Source organism: Siminovitchia sediminis (assembly GCF_042680885.1).
GTDB classification, from domain to species: domain Bacteria; phylum Bacillota; class Bacilli; order Bacillales; family Bacillaceae_C; genus Siminovitchia; species Siminovitchia sediminis.
Map to the genome: position 1 here is coordinate 1 of NZ_JBHUEO010000051.1, position 16,229 is coordinate 16,229.

A 16,229-nucleotide genomic window follows, 5' to 3' on the forward strand; every position below is an offset into this window, starting at 1 on the left:
TTTGCCTTCAGCTGCGATAGGCTTATGACCTCGAGGGGCTAGGCGCTGGAGCTGGACAGCAGAAAAGCGTAAGCGCCTTGCTCAGCCCCGACAAGCATAAGACGAGCGCAGAAGAAGGCGTTTTTTTGCCTTCAGCTGCGATAGGCTTATGACCTCGAGGGGGCTAGGCGCTGGAATGCCTTTAAGGGCTGTGCAGAGCCAACTGGCCGCCTCAAGGAGCCACAATCTTAAAAGACTGACGCTTTTCCACAAAGCCCTATCTGTCCGCCGATGCGGATGATCCGCTTTAAATCTCCTCTGGAAAAAGCGATATAAGCGATACTTCCCTGACACCCCAAAGCAGCCGCTTTCCGGCGGCTTTTACCAGCAAATCGATTATCTGTTTTGTTCTGCTTCTTCTTTTGCAAAGGGGATGTGGTAGCGGTAGGATTTATATCCTGCCCAGGCACTTGCAAAGCCAAGTACGATAAAGATTCCTGCTACAATATAAGTGACAGTTGTATCAAACAGCAGAAGCTGGTTAATACCAAACAAAGCCACAAACAAACCAAGAGCTATGCTGGATTTTCCACTGAGCAATTTTCTTTCCATGGGAAGCCTGCTTCTTACATACTTTACTTTATAATACAAATAAAAGGATAATGAGAATATAATCAAAAAAACTAAGAAGGGCATTTTTTTCCATCCTCCAAACGAATAAACTGTACATCTACTTATTGTAACGTCTATGAAAAGTAAATACCACTTGCCTACTGCGAACGTTTCATGAACATTAGTGCAAGGTGAAAGGAGCCCTACATGAAGGAAGAAATCTTTGAGGCGATCAAACGCTATGAAACCATTATTATTCACCGGCATGTCCGGCCTGATCCGGATGCCTATGGATCCCAGGGAGGATTGGCCGCTGTTTTGAAGGCATCTTTCCCCGAAAAGAAGATCTATGCTGCAGGTGAGCATGATCCGTCATTATCTTACTTACGACAGCCTGACCAGATTCCAGATCATGTGTATAAGGGTGCATTGGTCATTGTTTGTGATACGGCGAACCAGGAGAGAATTTGCGATACACGATATGAAAAGGGAGATTTGCTGATTAAAATTGACCATCACCCCAATGAAGATCCGTACGGTGATATACTATGGATCGATTTGCAGGCTTCCTCCGTAAGCGAAATGATCTATGAATTTTATAAAACCTTTGAAGGCGAAGGGTTGAAAATGACGGATGAGGCGGCAAGACTGTTATATGCAGGGATTGTCGGAGATACAGGAAGGTTTTTGTACCCGAGCACGACAGAAAAAACCTTTGATTTTGCAAAAGAACTCATTAGCTACTCATTTGACCGGACAGAGCTGTATAACCATATGTATGAGCTTGCTCCAAACATGATCAAGCTGCAGGGGTATGTGTTGGAAAACTTCAAAATGAATGAAGACGGAGCGGCAGTGGTCTCTGTAAATAAGGAGACACTTGAGGAATATGGAGTCCTGCCGTCAGAGGCTTCCCAGCTCGTGAGCTCTCTTGGCATGGTGAAAGGGATAAAGGCGTGGGTTTTCTTTATAGAAGAGGAGGATCAAATCCGCGTTCGCCTTCGGTCGAAAAATCCGGTCATCAATACAATAGCCATGAACTATGGAGGCGGAGGACATCCGCTGGCTGCCGGAGCTTCTGTTTATTCTTGGGAAGAAGCAGAAAAGGTCATTGAAGATCTGGAAACGTTATGTAAACAAAACTAAATGAGCCGGCGCCATTTAGCCGGCCAATTTTATTTCCAAAACAAGACTGACCGTCGTATAGAAGTACAGTTCTTTGACGACCAGTCTGTACTGTTTACCGTTGATATCCAATGTTTTGTTTTCTACGGTTCGTTTGATCATTTCTTTGTTCTCATAGACTGTCGTCAAATCTTTCGCGATTAATGACCGCAGATCTTCCTTAATCGATTCCTCAGCTCTAAAAATACTTTGGCGGTCCGTAATATCATATCGTTCAAAATTTTCGATTTCGACTTCAAGTTCCTGTATAGTCAACATTTCTTCGTTCTTTTGATTCAATTCCTGATAGTCCTCTTGCCAAATTTTAATATAGCCCTGCAATTCCCGGATCTGCATGGCTTGCTTTTCAATGAGAGCACTATTTTTCTGCTGGATGGAGCCGAACATAAAAAGGAAGATCAGCCAGCTGATGCACCCGCCTACCGCAGCTCCTGCGAAGAAGCGCTGCCAGACTGGATGGCGATACAGTGGGGGAATTCTCATGAGATGTGCTCCTGCGTCAGCCAGGAAATGATCAATGCGGCTGTTTTGGCTCCGCCCATTGCAGATAAAATTAATAGAAATTGTTTAAATAAATCGGTTGTTCCTCCTTCCAGGAATCCTTTCTCAAAACTGTATACCGTATCAAAAGTGCCGCCTATGGCTGCGATGATGGCCCATATCCTGACCCTGTCAGCAATATTGGAAATTTCCGCAAGCAGCGGTTCACCTGTAATAAATGCCGCCAGGCCGCCCACCAACGAGCCTCCCAGCATCACTCCAAATGCAATGAAATAACTGCTGAAAAAAGCAGGAAAAAAACTTTCATGCAAGTTTACCATCTCCAAATGATTAAATTATTCTTCCCTTGTTATACTTATATGGGACAAACCATTAATGTATGTAAGAAGAAAGGATATAATAGAGGGGAACGGATATTCTATAGAAAAGAAAGTATCGGCAGAAAAGAGGGAAGCACACTTGAACTTTGTTCAATTGCAAATTGCCACTGCGTATAGTCTGTTATCGAGCACAATTTCCGTCCCGGAGCTTGTGCAGAAAGCGAAGAAGCAAGGCTATTCCGCTTTGGCCATTACAGATCATAATGTTTTATACGGTGTCATGTCCTTCTATCAAACTTGCAAAGAAGCCGGCATTAAACCAATTATTGGGATGACGGCTGACGTGAGGTCTGATGGACAGTCTCACCCTTTAGTTTTGTTGGCAAAGAACAATACCGGTTACTCGAACCTCTTGAAAATTTCAAGCGCTATACAAATACAGCCAGAAAATTCCATTTATTGGAAGTGGCTTCGTTCATACAGTCAAGGATTAATTGCAATTTCGCCTGGGATACACGGAGAAATTGAACAGCTGCTTCTTTCGGAGATGCCGGATAAGGCCAAAGAAGCATTGGAGCGCTGTCTTGCCATATTTGGGAAGAACTTCTATCTCTCATTACAGAAGCATAAAGAAAATCCGGCCGATTGGTGCGAACAATTGGCAGCTTTTGCAGAAGAACATAACGTCCACACTGTAGTGACCAATGATGTACGCTATTTAAACCAAGAAGACTCCTTTGCCTGCAAATGCCTTCATGCCATCCGGGATGGTGAAAAACTGGACATAACCAATGATTTTTTGTATAAAAGTGGAGATTGTTATTTTAAAAGTCAGGAAGAAATGACGGCTTTATTTTCAGGCTACCCTGAGGCGCTTGAAAATGCAGGCAAAATTGCTGAGGAATGCAATGTGATGATCGAAACAGACCGCCACTTACTTCCAAAGTATCCTCTTCCTCCAAATCAGACAGCAAAAGAGGTGTTATTGCGCCAGTGTAGAGCAGGTCTTGAAGCCCGTGGTGCAAAAGGCGCCGAGTATGAAGAAAGACTTGAATACGAGCTGAAAGTCATTGATCAGATGGGGTTCAACGATTATTTTCTAATCGTATGGGATTTTATGAAATATGCACGGGATCAGGGGATTTTAACCGGTCCCGGACGGGGATCGGCAGCCGGATCGCTCGTGGCCTATGCTTTGGAAATAACGGATGTGGACCCGATCCAACACGGATTATTGTTTGAAAGGTTCTTAAATCCCGAGAGAATCAGCATGCCTGATATCGATATTGATTTTCCTGATATTCGCCGTGATGAAGTCATCGGGTATGTAGCCGGAAAATATGGAAAAATGCATGTGGCGCACATCATTACATTTGGTACATTTGCCGCCAAAGCAGCAATCCGTGATACAGCCCGTGTTTTTGGATTGAGCTCTAAGGAAATAGAAAAGCTTTCAAAGATGATTCCTTCAAGAATGGGACTGACGCTTGAAAGTGCCATTCGCGAATCTTCCGGGCTCCGGGAAGTCATCGAGTCCTCCGAGCAAAACCGATTCATGTTCGAAACTGCCCTGAAGCTCGAAGGCCTTCCCAGACATACATCGATTCACGCAGCAGGGATGGTGATCAGCGAGGATCCCCTTGTTAATATTATTCCGATAAAAGAGGGCCCTGACGGTGTATATGTTACACAGTTTCCAATGGAAGATCTGGAGAAAATCGGCCTCCTTAAAATGGATTTCCTCGGCCTCCGAAATTTGACTCTACTTGAACAAATCATAAAAGGAATTCACATCCATACGGGTAAAACTATTCTGCTTGACCAAATCCCGTTTTCTGATGAAAAGACCTTTAAGCTCTTGCAAAGAGGAGACACGACCGGGATATTCCAGCTGGAGTCCGAAGGGATGAGAAAGGTGTTAAGGGAACTGAAGCCCACAGAATTTGAGGATATCGTAGCGGTTAATGCGCTCTTTCGACCCGGTCCGATGGAGAATATTCCTGCCTATATTAAAAGGAAACATGGTTTAGAAAAGGTTCAATACCCACATCCCGATTTAAAGCCGATATTGGACTTTACTTATGGAGTGATCGTGTACCAGGAACAAATTATGCAAATTGCAGCCGTCCTGTCGGGATATTCCCTGGGCGAAGCCGATTTGCTTAGACGAGCGGTGAGCAAAAAGAAGCGTGAGCATTTGGATCAGCAGAGAAGACGTTTCGTTTCAGGTGCTGTTTCGAAAGGGTACACTGAAAAAACAGCCAATGAAACGTATGATTTAATCGTCCGTTTTGCAAATTATGGATTCAACCGCAGCCATGCTGTCGCCTATAGCTTTATCGCCTGGCAGCTTGCGTGGCTGAAAGCCCATTATCCAAAGTATTTTATGGCTGCCCTTTTAACATCCGTCATTGGAAATGAAGATAAAATTGCATTATATACTGCCGAAGCCAAGCAGAAAGGCATCCATATTCTTCCGCCGTCCATTAATCATAGTCATTTTCCGTTTGTTGTCGAAAGGGAAGGCATCCGCTTTAGTCTCCGGGCAATCAAGGGTGTGGGAATGGCTGCATTAAAAGAAATGATCCAGGCACGGAAAGCGGGTCCTTTTCGAGATTTATTTGACTTTTGCCTCAGGGTTTCTCCCCGGATCATTAACAGAAAAATCCTGGAATCACTCGTATATGCAGGGGCCTTTGATGAATTTGGCCAAGACCGCGCTGTTTTGCTCGCAACGCTTGATGTTGCCCTGGAACATGCAGAACTGATGAGGCCATCGGAAAAGACCCCCGATTTATTCGGTGATGAAGAGATGTTTCAAATTAAGCCGATGTATGTTGAAGTGGAACCTATGGGACTTGGCGATAAGCTCGCTTTGGAAAAAGAGGCAACGGGTATCTTTCTTTCTGATCACCCTGCAGCAGCCTATGCAAATCAGTTCATGTCAGCTGGAGCAGTCCAACTGATTCAATTGGAACCCGGACAAAAAAACCGGTCCGCAGGGGTTTATTTGTCCGAGATCAAAACGATTCGCACCAAGAAGGGAGACGTCATGGCATTTGTCACATTAAGTGATGCCACAGGTGAAATGGAGGGCGTAATTTTTCCAAATGTGTATAAACGCTGCAGCGCGCTCGTAAAGAAGGGAAATGTTTTGCTTGTGTCGGGACACGTAGAAGAAAGAAATGGCTCAGTCCAGTTTATTGTGCAGCGGATGACCGGAGCTGATCAATTGAAGGAGTCGGATAGCCGCACAGGCCGGCAGTTATATATAAAAGTTCCTGCAGCCATTCATCATCCGGAAACGCTAAATAAACTGCATACCATTTTTAAAAAGTATCCAGGAAAGACAAAAGTGATCCTTTTCTATGAAAAAGAAAGAAAAACTATCCAGCTGGGGAATCGAAATGATATAGATCCGGTACCTTCTTGTCTGGAGGAGCTGAGATCTCTGCTGGGACCGGACTGTGTAAAGTTAAAATAATTTTTTCAAACAGGCATAAATATGTTATATTGTTTTATAAGCTTTTTGTGATTGTTAAATAATAGGGTATGGTGTTTAAAGGAGTGGACAAAGTTGTCATTACGTGATGAAGCTTTACATATACACAGATTACACAAAGGAAAATTGGAATCCAAATCAAAAATAGAAGTAAAAAACGCCAAAGATTTAAGTCTGGCATACTCTCCGGGTGTCGCTGAACCATGTAAAGAAATCTATGAAAATCCAGGAACAGTGTATGATTATACAATGAAAGGGAACATGGTTGCAGTTGTTTCTGATGGAACAGCTGTATTGGGGTTAGGAAATATTGGTCCGGAGGCGGCGCTTCCTGTCATGGAAGGAAAGGCTGTCTTGTTCAAAAGCTTTGCTGGAGTAGATGCATTTCCCATTTGTTTGGATACAACAAATGTAGATGACATTGTACAGGCAGTCAAACTGCTTGAACCGACATTCGGTGGAGTAAATTTGGAAGATATCGCTGCACCGAACTGCTTTGAAATAGAAAATAGACTAAAAAAAGAATTGAGCATTCCTGTCTTCCATGATGATCAACACGGGACGGCCATCGTGACAGTCGCCGGATTGGTTAACGCTTTGAAACTCACCGGAAAAAGAATGTCGGAAATTAAAGTTGTGGCAAACGGTGCGGGTGCTGCCGGGATTGCGATCATTAAGCTCCTCCAAAGCTACGGTGTTCGTGATATAATCATGTGTGACTCCAAAGGTGCCATTTACGAAGGACGGACAGAAGGCATGAATGATGTGAAAGCTGAAGTTGCCAAGTTTACGAACCGTGAACGTTTGGATGGGGACTTGGCATATGTCATCCAGGATGCGGATGTATTCATCGGTGTATCCGTAGCCGGAGCGCTGACTGAAGAAATGGTTGCATCCATGAAAAAGGATCCGATCATCTTTGCTATGGCAAATCCAGATCCGGAGATTATGCCGGAGGCGGCCAGATCAGCCGGAGCAAAGGTAGTCGGCACCGGACGGTCCGACTTCCCCAACCAGGTAAATAACGTGTTGGCGTTCCCTGGCCTGTTCCGTGGAGCACTGGATGTACAGGCTACGAAAATCAATGAAAGAATGAAGCAGGCTGCGGTGGAAGCCATAGCTGATCTCGTCTCCGATGAGGAGTTATCCCCTGAATATGTCATCCCGGCACCTTTTGATCCAAGAGTAGCGCCGAATGTTGCAGCTGCTGTTGCACAAGCTGCAATGGAAACAGGCGTTGCCCGTGTCAAAGTTGATCCTGAACAGGTAAAAGAAAGAACCAAACAAATGGCAATTATCGGTAAATAACATAAAGGTAACGTTGAAAGAGGAAAGGCCGTGCCGTTGCTTAAAGGCCGGTCTTTCCTATGCTTATGCATAATTTGAGGGATTTTACGGTGTCCGGGCATCATCCCGGCAATGCTCCGGAAACCCGATTTTGCTTTAGGTCTGTTTACAGGCGTTTTATTTTTCCGAATTGAAAGGAGGCCCTGAAATGCTGAAAGACTTTTTCTCTAAACAAAAAGCTGCAAAGCCCAAGAAAAGAAAGTATGCCACTATTCCTTCTGAATCCGCAAAACAGGATGTCCCCGAGGGAATCATGTCCAAATGTCCTGAATGTAAAAAAATTATGTATACAAAAGAACTCCAAAAAAATCTGAAAGTATGTCTACACTGTGGCCATCATTATAGGATGACGGCACAAGAAAGAGTTCAAAGTTTGTTTGACGAAGGATCTTTTGCTCCATTTCAAGACCACATTTCATCAGAAAACCCGCTTGGCTTTCCGGATTACATGGAAAAAATTGAAAAGGACAAGAAAAAAACCGGTTTGGAAGAAGCAGTCCTTACAGGTACAGGTATGATTAATCAAATAGAAGTCGTGACAGCCATCATGGATTCCCACTTCCGTATGGGCAGTATGGGGTCGGTAGTAGGTGAAAAGATTACAAGAGCCATCGAAGCGGCAGCTGAAAAGCGCCTTCCTTTTATTATTTTTACAGCTTCGGGCGGGGCCCGAATGCAAGAAGGTGTACTGTCTCTGATGCAGATGGCAAAGACGAGCACCGTTCTGAAGAGGTTCAGTGACCAAGGCGGATTGATAATCTCTATTATGACACATCCTACAACAGGCGGAGTGTCCGCAAGTTTTGCATCATTGGGAGATTTTAATTTTGCCGAGCCCGGAGCACTCATTGGTTTTGCCGGACGCCGAGTCATCGAGCAGACCATCCGGGAAGAGCTTCCGGAGGACTTCCAGACAGCCGAATTTTTGTTAAATCATGGTCAGCTTGATGCTGTCATTCCACGCTCCGAATTAAGAGACAAATTGACAACCGTGCTTGAAATTCATCGACAAGTAGGTGATATGGCGTGATGAATGAACTCGAGTTTGAAAAACCAGTACTTGAATTGAGGGAAAAGATAGCCGAACTGAGAGAGTTTACGAATACCTCTGATGTGGATTTGTCAGACGAGATAGATAAGTTGGAAGAGCGCCTGGAAAAGCTGGAAAAGGAAATTTATGAAAATATGCGTCCTTGGGACCGGGTGCAGTTGGCCAGACATTCAAAGCGTCCGACAACGCTGGATTACATCGATCAGCTTTTTACTGACTTCATGGAATTGCACGGAGACAGGCTGTATGGAGATGACCATGCCATAGTGGGAGGTATTGCCAAATATAGGGGGATTCCTGTTACTGTCATTGGCCACCAGCGCGGGAGAGATACGAAGGAAAATATTCGACGGAACTTTGGTATGCCCCATCCGGAAGGGTACAGAAAAGCTCTTCGTTTGATGAAGCAGGCTGAGAAATTTCAGCGCCCGGTGATTTGTTTTATTGATACAAAAGGAGCCTATCCAGGAAAAGCTGCTGAAGAGCGCGGTCAGAGTGAAGCTATTGCACGAAATTTGTTTGAGATGGCCGGCTTAACCGTTCCTGTTATTTGTATTGTTACGGGTGAAGGAGGAAGCGGCGGAGCTTTAGCACTTGGAATCGGCGACCGGATTTATATGCTGGAAAACTCCACCTATTCTGTTATCACTCCTGAAGGTGCTGCGAGTATACTCTGGAAAGATGCATCCCTGGCGAAGCAGGCAGCGGAAGCATTAAAAATTACAGCTCCTGATTTGAAAGATTTAGGCATTATAGATGAGATTATCCCAGAAGTCAGAGGCGGAGCCCATCGGGATGTTGTCAAGCAGTCTGAAGAAATTGATAAAGTTTTACAAAAAGCATTGGAAGAGCTTCTTCAAACCGAATCTGAAACGCTTCTCCAAAATCGTTATATGAAATTTAAGAAAATGGGGAAATATAAGGAGCAACAATTTGAAAATGTTCAAAGCTGAGGAATGTCCATAAGGGCACTCCTTTTTTATTTGGCGGAAAGCCCCTTATCTGAAGGATGATGGACGAGCCCTTTTCAATGTCATCCATCTTGAAGGGTCATTGACCGTTCGGGAATCTGTTCCTTACACATGAAAAATTTGTTAATCACCAAATGACATGGTATTTTTAAGTTAGTTAGACTTAATTATTTTAAATACATATCTCTTTTTACACGTAATGGAGTGACACAGATGAAAAAAATTGGGGTGTTGACGAGCGGCGGGGACGCGCCTGGTATGAATGCTGCGATTAGGGCAGTCGTCAGAAAATCGATTTATCATGGACTCAAGGTCGATGGCATTTACCAAGGTTTCAGCGGGTTACTTTCCGGGAATATCAAGGAACTCTCGCTCGGCTCTGTGGGTGATATTATTCAAAGAGGGGGAACTATTTTACAATCGGCCCGATGCGAGGAATTTAAAACTGAAGAAGGGCAGAAAAAAGCACTTAAAAGTTTGAAAGAGCACGGCGTGGACGGGCTGGTCGTTATTGGCGGTGATGGTTCGTACCTCGGGGCTTTAGCACTGGCCCAGCTTGGTTTTCCTGTTATTGGTGTACCCGGAACGATTGATAACGATATACCGGGTACTCATTATACGATTGGTTTCGATACAGCATTGAATACTGTTTTAGACGCCATAGATAAGATTCGCGACACCGCCACTTCCCATGAAAGGACGTTTATTATTGAAGTAATGGGGAGAGATGCCGGGGACATAGCTCTTTGGGCAGGCCTTGCCGGTGGTGCCGAATCAATCCTTGTACCGGAAGAGCCCTATCATTTGGAAGATATCGCCAGGAAAATTGAACAAGGCTTAAAAAGAGGGAAAAAGCATAGTGTCCTTATCGTTGCCGAAGGAGCGGCCAGCGGTCCTTCGTTTGCCCGGGAACTGAAAGAAAAAACCGGGCTCGAAACAAGAGTTTCCGTGCTCGGGCATATTCAAAGAGGCGGGACACCCACAGGCTTTGACCGTGTTCTGGCCAGCAGGCTGGGAGCCAGGGCGGTTGAACTTCTGATAGAAGGATCAAGCGGTAGGGCCGTTGGATTTGTCAATCATGAATTGGTCGATAAGGATCTTTACACGATATTCAATGAGCCAAAAACGTCACATCACAATTTATATCAACTATCACAAGAGTTATCAATATAGAATAGAAGAGGAGTGGCATGATGAAGAAAACAAAAATTGTCTGTACAATTGGACCCGCTAGTGAAAACCCGGAAATTCTCGAAAAATTCATTGAGTCTGGAATGAACGTTGCACGTCTTAATTTTTCTCACGGGAACCATGAGGAGCATCGGGAGCGTATTAAGAATATTCGTCAAGCAGCTGAAAAAACGGGATGTGAAATAGGGATATTACTTGACACAAAAGGTCCCGAAATTAGAACGCATGACATGGAAAATGGGGCGATTGAACTCGAAGCGGGCAGTGAACTTGTCATTTCCATGCGCGAAGTATTGGGGACGAAGGAAAAAATATCGGTTAGCTATGAGGGTCTGATCCATGATGTTCAGCCGGGAGCAAAAATTTTACTGGATGATGGGTTAATTGAGCTGAAAGTAACCCATATCGATAAAGAGAAACAAGAAATTATCACCAGTGTGCTGAATCACGGTGTGTTAAAGAATAAAAAAGGCGTAAATGTACCCGGTGTGTCTATAAAGCTTCCTGGCATTACCGAAAAGGATGCGAAGGATATTTTATTCGGAGTTGAACAAAATGTAGATTTCATCGCCGCATCTTTTGTCAGGAGAGCAGCGGATGTGCTGGAAATTCGGCAGCTCCTTGAAGCAAGCGGTGTGCCTGAAATGAACATTATCCCCAAAATTGAAAACCAGGAGGGGGTTGACAATATAGATGAAATTTTGGAAGTGTCGGACGGACTCATGGTGGCCAGAGGTGATTTAGGGGTAGAAATTCCTGCTGAATCTGTACCGATGGTTCAAAAAAGACTGATTAAAAAGTGTAACGAAGCAGGAAAACCGGTCATTACCGCTACGCAGATGCTTGATTCCATGCAGAGGAACCCAAGACCGACAAGAGCAGAAGCCAGTGACGTGGCTAATGCCATTTTCGATGGGTCAGACGCGGTCATGCTTTCAGGTGAAACGGCGGCAGGCTCTTATCCGGTTGAAGCAGTGCAAACAATGAACAACATTGCGGTAGAAGCAGAAAAAGCACTGAATCATAAAGAAATACTTTCCTATATGAGCAAAAATCACGAACATAACATGATGGATGCCATTTGCCAGTCCGTTACCCATACGGCCATTAACCTGGGGGTAAATGCCATTGTGGCTCCAACAGAAAGCGGACATACTGCCAGAATGATTTCCAAATACCGGCCACAAGCTCCAATTGTAGCAGTCACTTCAAGCGTGGAAGTGACAAGGAGATTGACACTTGTGTGGGGAGTATCCCCTCAATTGGGTGAAAAAGTGTCATCGACAGATGAAATGCTTGAACTTGCGGTAACCGAAAGTCTGAATTCAGGCCTCGTCAAGCATGGGGATCTCATCATTATCACTGCAGGGGTTCCTGTAGGGGAAGCGGGGACGACGAACTTAATGAAAGTGCATGTGGTAGGAGACGTATTGGCTAAAGGTCAGGGTATCGGAAGGAAGTCAGCTTTTGGAAAAGCAGTTATTGTCCGCAATGCTGAAGAAGCTTTGGAAAAAGTGGAGCAGGGAGATGTAATGGTGGCCATTGGTACGGACCGGGAAATGGTTCCGGCATTGGAAAAGTGTGCGGCACTTGTAACGGAAGAAGGCGGGCTGACAAGCCATGCAGCTGTTGTAGGCATTAATTTAGGCATTCCGGTTATTGTTGGTGTCGACGGGGCCACGAGCCTGTTCCGCGATGGACAGGAGATTACAGTAGACGGTACCCGCGGAGTGGTGTATAACGGTCATGCGAGTGTTCTATAGTCTCATATGATATAATAAAAGCAAAGACCACTGGGGATGTGACACAATGAAGTATCTCATATTATTGTTTATTGTCATCCCGGCTTTGGAAATCGGTCTGTTGATCATGGCAGGCAAAACCATTGGCGGCTTGGCAACCGTTGCCTTAATTATAGCAACTGGCATTTTAGGAGCTTACCTGGCCAAGCAGCAGGGATTGGAAGTGTATAGAAAGATGCAGCGGCAAATACAATCGGGCTATCCCCCGGGCGGGGCTTTGCTCGAAGGTGTCTGTGTTTTGCTGGGGGGTCTGCTGCTTTTGACACCCGGCTTGATGTCAGACTTTGCAGGATTGCTTTTTATCCTGCCGCCAACTCGAAAATGGTTACAGCCGTTGTTGTTAAAGCTATGGAAAGGCTGGGTTTCAAAAAAGCAGATATATATTTATCGTTAATATAATGAGGATGGTCTGCCTTGGCACCGGCCATCCTTTTTTATTTATTTTATTACATTCATTTGAACAGTTACAAAAGATCCCTCACTCTTGATAAATCAAAAATTGGGGGATCTTTTTTATACCCAAATGGAAATATACATGCAGGAGAAGTTTTTGTTTGAATCATAATGGGGTGCTATCGACATCTCCGTTCCTCAGAGCCAGGAAAGGGCGGGCCAGCATGACTTGGGCACCCTTGTCACTCCTGCACCTTGCAGCAGTACATCAATAATGTTCGCGATGCGATGGATTTGCTACCTTTCTTTACTCTATGGCTTTAGGAGGTTTTCCCATAATATAAGCCCATATATCCTTAAAGACATTGGCTTTATGGAGTGTAGTCAGAAGGACAAGTGTCACGGGACCAATAATTAAACCGAGAAACCCGACAAGCTTAAAACCGACAAACAAAGCAATTAACGTACCCAAAGGATTCAGGCCAATATTGGATGACAGAATTTTTGGCTCCATGATTTGACGCTGAACCACAACCACTGTATACAGAATGGCTAACCCTAATGCCAGTCCAAAATCACCTGTCAAAACTTCATAGATGATCCAAGGAACAAAAACCAGCCCCGTGCCTAAATAGGGCAGAAGGTCCAGAACACCCATAATCAGTGCGATTGTAATGGCATAATTAATACGCATGATTAACAGTCCGATCAAAATAATGACTAGCGTGATGGAAATTAATGTGATTTGTGCTTTGACAAAGCCGGCCAAGGCTTTTTTCAAATCCTCAAACACGCGGGCACCGCTGTTTTTCACCCTTTCCGGAAATAGCCGGCCGGCAAGGGCATTTAAACGATTCCAATCTTTGCTTATAAAAAAGGTTGCCAAAAGTGAAAAGATGATAACGGTGGCAGCGTTTGGAATCCACGATACCAGTCCAGGAAGCTTCAGGAAGAAATTTTGCAAAAAAGCTGTTACATTTTCTGTGATTTTACTTCCGGTGTCTGTAATACTTTTCATGATGGTATCTTGCTGGCCGCTGTCGAGGCTCTGGAACATTCCAGCCAAATTATTATAAAAAGGGATGACTTGACTGGCGAACCAGCTTTCTATAAAGCTGATGAAATTGGCCACGTGTTCGGGCACAACTGTCGCCAAATAGGATGCCCCTGATACAATTTCAGCGATCAATAATGTAATTAAACCTGTAAAGATCCCGATTAATAAGATTAGCGTGACAAAAACAGCAAGTGCACGTGGGAATTTCCATCTTTTTTCTATGAAGTTTACTGCTGGATTCATTGCAGCGGCAAAGATCAGCGCAATGATAAAAGGGTATGTAACCTTGGCAATATAGTAGATGGATATGAGTGAACCGGCTGTGACGAGAAGAACAATAAAAAATCGGACGATTCTATCGGCATTCTCACGATTCAAATGACCCCCACCTTATCATTAGTGATTAATTTTATGATACCATGAGTTGAAAGACAAAGGTGTGTAAATTGGAAGGATGAGCGCTTTGTTCAATCAAGCTTTTTTATTTTTGCTCTTATTGCTGGCCATTGGTGTCATTGCCAAAAACTCATCTCTTATCATTGCAGTTTCTTTCTTAATCATTTTGAAACTGGCAGGTGTGGATGAAAAAATTTTTCATATGATCCAGGCAAAGGGCGTCAATTGGGGGGTTACAGTTATTACCATTGCCGTTTTGGCCCCAATTGCAAGCGGATATATCGGTTTTAAGGATCTCTCAGGAGCGATCAAGTCCCCCTATGCCTGGATCGCCTTAGCTTCGGGCATAGCCGTGGCGCTGATCGCAAAGTATGGTGTCACTCTTCTGACAGAAGATCCGCATATTACCACGGCACTCGTGCTGGGTACGATCATTGCAGTCTCCCTATTTAAAGGAGTTGCAGTCGGCCCGTTAATTGGTGCCGGCATAGCCTATTTGGCAATGAAAGTCTTTGAATTGATGAAATCGGGTTCCGGGATGGGCGGCTAGAAGATGAAAACAATTCTTAATCATCATCATATCAAAAAAGTATCATGAAAAAATGTTGAAAATTAGACAAGATTATAGATTTGTTTATAATAGAATATAGGTTGTTGATTAAAATATTATTTTCTCAGGTTTATCCTAAAGATTCCCTACAATGATGTGTATTACGCGTTTTCCATTATATACGGGAAATGAAAAAAGAGATAAAGGAGAGGTTTTTATGACAGCAAGTGGGTTAGAAGGGGTAGTTGCAACAACGAGCTCCATTAGTTCGATCATCGACGACACACTTACATATGTAGGATACAACATTGACGATTTAACCGTACATGCTAGTTTTGAGGAAGTCATTTATTTGTTATGGCATTTGGAGCTGCCGACGAAAGAACAGCTTCAAGAGTTAAAACAGCAATTGGCCGATCATATGGAGCTGCCCCCGGAAATCATCGAAAGCATGAAAAAATATCCATTGGACAAAGTGCATCCTATGACTGTTCTCCGGACGGCTGTTTCCTCACTTGGTGCCTTTGATGACGAGGCAGATGTAATGAATGAGGAAGCAAACTACCGAAAAGCTATCCGCCTCCAGGCAAAAATGCCTGCTATTGTTGCAGCGTTTGCAAGAATTAGAAAAGGATTGGAACCGGTCGCACCCCGGAAAGATCTTGGCTTTGCCGCAAACTTTATGTACATGATCAAGGGAGAAGAACCTGCTGACATTGAAGTGGAAGCAATGAACAAAGCTTTGATTCTTCACGCCGACCATGAGCTGAATGCCTCTACATTTACGGCAAGGGTATGTGTCGCCACCCTTTCTGACATCTATTCCGGTATTACTGCTGCCATCGGAGCATTAAAGGGACCCTTGCATGGCGGGGCTAACGAGCAAGTAATGAAGATGCTTACGGAAATTGGATCCGTGGATAAAGTCGAAAGCTATGTGAAGGACAAACTGGAGAAGAAAGAAAAAATCATGGGCTTTGGTCACCGTGTTTACCGAAAAGGAGACCCTCGTGCCAAGCATTTAAAAGAAATGTCCAAGAAACTGACTGAATTAACCGGAGAACCTGAGTGGTACAATATTTCTGTCAAAGTTGAAGAGACTTTTACATCAGAAAAGCCGCTCCCGCCTAATGTTGATTTCTACTCCGCGTCTGTTTATCACAGCCTTGGCTTTGACCACGACATCTTTACACCGATTTTTGCTGTAAGCCGTACCTCTGGATGGCTGGCCCACATTTTTGAACAATATGCCAATAACCGGTTGATCCGTCCGCGCGCTGAATATACAGGGCCATCCATGCGGTCTTATATTCCAATGGATGAACGCAAGTAAGCCGGTTAGAATTTTATTACCAATTTTGATATGATAGAG

Annotated in this window: 14 protein-coding genes; 10 read left to right on the forward strand and 4 right to left on the reverse strand. The window is 44.2% G+C overall.

All coding sequences use genetic code 11. The features are described from left to right. Positions 1–375: 375 nt before the first annotated feature. The gene (locus ACFSCZ_RS14530) at positions 376–675 is read right to left on the reverse strand and encodes a YtpI family protein (RefSeq protein ID WP_380774815.1); all 300 of its coding nucleotides are present in this window, start codon (positions 673–675) and stop codon (positions 376–378) included. Between the two features lie 123 nt (positions 676–798). Between ACFSCZ_RS14530 and ACFSCZ_RS14535 the strand changes: the two genes are divergently transcribed. After that, positions 799–1,737, forward strand: a complete 939-nt coding sequence (locus ACFSCZ_RS14535; RefSeq protein WP_380774816.1) for a DHH family phosphoesterase — start codon at positions 799–801, stop codon at positions 1,735–1,737. A gap of 15 nt (positions 1,738–1,752) precedes the next feature. Here the strand turns inward: ACFSCZ_RS14535 and ytrI are convergent, their stop codons facing one another. After that, entirely contained in the window at positions 1,753–2,259 is a 507-nt protein-coding gene (gene ytrI / locus ACFSCZ_RS14540; RefSeq protein WP_380774817.1) for a sporulation membrane protein YtrI, read from the reverse strand. Further along, the gene (gene ytrH, locus ACFSCZ_RS14545; protein WP_380774819.1) at positions 2,256–2,588 is read right to left on the reverse strand and encodes a sporulation membrane protein YtrH; all 333 of its coding nucleotides are present in this window, start codon (positions 2,586–2,588) and stop codon (positions 2,256–2,258) included. Before ytrH ends, ytrI begins: the two co-directional genes overlap by 4 nt. A gap of 148 nt (positions 2,589–2,736) precedes the next feature. On the opposite strand from ytrH, the gene dnaE reads away from it, so the two are divergent. The 7 genes from dnaE to ACFSCZ_RS14580 all read left to right on the forward strand — a co-directional run bounded on the left by dnaE (position 2,737) and on the right by ACFSCZ_RS14580 (position 12,855). Continuing rightward, positions 2,737–6,081, forward strand: coding sequence for a DNA polymerase III subunit alpha (dnaE, locus tag ACFSCZ_RS14550; RefSeq protein ID WP_380774840.1), 3,345 nt, complete (start codon positions 2,737–2,739; stop codon positions 6,079–6,081). Positions 6,082–6,174: 93 nt separating this feature from the next. Then, positions 6,175–7,407 (forward strand): NADP-dependent malic enzyme, encoded by a 1,233-nt coding sequence (gene ystJ, locus ACFSCZ_RS14555; RefSeq protein ID WP_380774820.1) that lies wholly within the window; start codon positions 6,175–6,177, stop codon positions 7,405–7,407. 187 nt (positions 7,408–7,594) lie between these two features. Further along, complete coding sequence (accD, locus tag ACFSCZ_RS14560; RefSeq protein WP_380774821.1) at positions 7,595–8,476, forward strand: acetyl-CoA carboxylase, carboxyltransferase subunit beta; 882 nt, start codon at positions 7,595–7,597, stop codon at positions 8,474–8,476. After that, positions 8,473–9,450: an acetyl-CoA carboxylase carboxyl transferase subunit alpha gene (accA, locus tag ACFSCZ_RS14565; RefSeq protein ID WP_380774822.1), complete on the forward strand. Its 978-nt coding sequence runs from the start codon at positions 8,473–8,475 to the stop codon at positions 9,448–9,450. Before accD ends, accA begins: the two co-directional genes overlap by 4 nt. 231 nt (positions 9,451–9,681) lie before the next feature. Continuing rightward, the gene (gene pfkA / locus ACFSCZ_RS14570; RefSeq protein ID WP_380774824.1) at positions 9,682–10,641 is read left to right on the forward strand and encodes a 6-phosphofructokinase; all 960 of its coding nucleotides are present in this window, start codon (positions 9,682–9,684) and stop codon (positions 10,639–10,641) included. A gap of 20 nt (positions 10,642–10,661) precedes the next feature. Continuing rightward, the gene (gene pyk, locus ACFSCZ_RS14575) at positions 10,662–12,422 is read left to right on the forward strand and encodes a pyruvate kinase (protein ID WP_380774841.1); all 1,761 of its coding nucleotides are present in this window, start codon (positions 10,662–10,664) and stop codon (positions 12,420–12,422) included. A gap of 46 nt (positions 12,423–12,468) precedes the next feature. After that, positions 12,469–12,855, forward strand: a complete 387-nt coding sequence (locus ACFSCZ_RS14580) for an FxsA family protein (RefSeq protein WP_380774825.1) — start codon at positions 12,469–12,471, stop codon at positions 12,853–12,855. A gap of 306 nt (positions 12,856–13,161) precedes the next feature. Here ACFSCZ_RS14580 and ytvI read toward each other — a convergent pair whose 3' ends face one another. Beyond that, the gene (gene ytvI, locus ACFSCZ_RS14585) at positions 13,162–14,289 is read right to left on the reverse strand and encodes a sporulation integral membrane protein YtvI (RefSeq protein ID WP_380774826.1); all 1,128 of its coding nucleotides are present in this window, start codon (positions 14,287–14,289) and stop codon (positions 13,162–13,164) included. Between the two features lie 76 nt (positions 14,290–14,365). Between ytvI and ACFSCZ_RS14590 the strand changes: the two genes are divergently transcribed. Then, positions 14,366–14,857, forward strand: a complete 492-nt coding sequence (locus ACFSCZ_RS14590; RefSeq protein WP_380774827.1) for a DUF441 domain-containing protein — start codon at positions 14,366–14,368, stop codon at positions 14,855–14,857. 217 nt (positions 14,858–15,074) lie between these two features. Continuing rightward, on the forward strand, positions 15,075–16,190 hold the full coding sequence (gene citZ, locus ACFSCZ_RS14595; protein ID WP_380774828.1) for a citrate synthase: 1,116 nt from the start codon (positions 15,075–15,077) through the stop codon (positions 16,188–16,190). The last annotated feature ends 39 nt before the right edge of the window (positions 16,191–16,229 follow it).

Bases quoted from the DNA above. Each gene is read 5' to 3' on its own strand.
- ACFSCZ_RS14530 (WP_380774815.1), bottom strand. From the start codon at position 675: ATGCCCTTCTTAGTTTTTTTGATTATATTCTCATTATCCTTTTATTTG.
- ACFSCZ_RS14535 (WP_380774816.1), top strand. From the start codon at position 799: ATGAAGGAAGAAATCTTTGAGGCGATCAAACGCTATGAAACCATTATT.
- ytrI (WP_380774817.1), bottom strand. From the start codon at position 2,259: ATGAGAATTCCCCCACTGTATCGCCATCCAGTCTGGCAGCGCTTCTTC.
- accD (WP_380774821.1), top strand. From the start codon at position 7,595: ATGCTGAAAGACTTTTTCTCTAAACAAAAAGCTGCAAAGCCCAAGAAA.
- pfkA (WP_380774824.1), top strand. From the start codon at position 9,682: ATGAAAAAAATTGGGGTGTTGACGAGCGGCGGGGACGCGCCTGGTATG.
- pyk (WP_380774841.1), top strand. From the start codon at position 10,662: ATGAAGAAAACAAAAATTGTCTGTACAATTGGACCCGCTAGTGAAAAC.
- ACFSCZ_RS14580 (WP_380774825.1), top strand. From the start codon at position 12,469: ATGAAGTATCTCATATTATTGTTTATTGTCATCCCGGCTTTGGAAATC.
- ACFSCZ_RS14590 (WP_380774827.1), top strand. From the start codon at position 14,366: ATGAGCGCTTTGTTCAATCAAGCTTTTTTATTTTTGCTCTTATTGCTG.
- citZ (WP_380774828.1), top strand. From the start codon at position 15,075: ATGACAGCAAGTGGGTTAGAAGGGGTAGTTGCAACAACGAGCTCCATT.